This is a genomic window from Paraburkholderia sp. BR14312 (assembly GCF_040948675.1).
Taxonomy (GTDB): domain Bacteria; phylum Pseudomonadota; class Gammaproteobacteria; order Burkholderiales; family Burkholderiaceae; genus Paraburkholderia; species Paraburkholderia nodosa_A.
The window spans coordinates 1-847 of sequence record NZ_JBFPKI010000064.1; the positions used below are offsets into that span (position 1 = coordinate 1).

Annotated in this window: 1 pseudogene; it reads right to left on the reverse strand. The window is 62.3% G+C overall.

The window, feature by feature from the left end:
* Positions 1-648 (reverse strand): annotated as a pseudogene (locus AB3X98_RS42005) (hypothetical protein); the annotation flags it as partial.
* Positions 649-847: the final 199 nt, after the last annotated feature.

An 847-nucleotide genomic window follows, 5' to 3' on the forward strand; every position in this document is an offset into this window, starting at 1 on the left:
CAATAATGACGGGCTGGCCTCGGCGGCGGCGGCGAGCCAATCCGCATCCAGCATCAGAAACTCGGTCAGTGCTACCTGCGCGGGCGTCAACGCCTGTAATCCCGCAGGCACCGGCGGTTCGATTTCGTCATCGTGTAGCTCATCATTCGCGAGGCGGACAAGCCACCCAAGATAAAGCGGGCGAGCATCGCCGCCGAGCAGCTCGTCGCGTACAGGCAGCAGGCGCGTCATCCACCCCGCACCATCCATCTCCTCCGAGAAACGGGCGTGTTCGCCCGAGTCATCGTTGAACGACCAGTCGAGGAGGCACCAGTCATCGACGTCCATGGCCTCGAACGCCTTCTCGAAACGGGAGCGCCTCTTTCGTCCAGCCTTGACGTAATCGCGGAGGGTCGCCGCGTCAAACGTCCCGCGCGGCAGGCGAAGAAGCAGGCGGCAGCTCCCCCAGTTGGAGGAGTAGACGTGGGCATCGAAATATTGCTGTACCCACTCGAGCGGGTCGCCCTTGAGGTTGCCCCAGTGATATTCGTTGACGAAGCTCGAGGCGGTAATCGTGGCCCGCGTGGAGAAACTGCGCAACTCTGCCTGCTGGGTCGCCGTAAGCAGCTGGTCGACGCATGCAAACTCGTAGTATTGGTATTCGCTCATGCCAGATTCCCGTAGCGAAGCGCATGGAAGAGAAGAAGGTGAATGTGCTGGCGCGCAACCCGGCAGAGCCATGAGACTTCGGGCCGACGCGAAAGCCAAAATGCTTCATGGCAAGCGCCGAAAAGCGTGCGCGTTGCCATTGTGATGTCCTTTCGGCACGCGCCGCGGCGCTTTCAGCCCGCCGCGTCCGCGCCGCCCA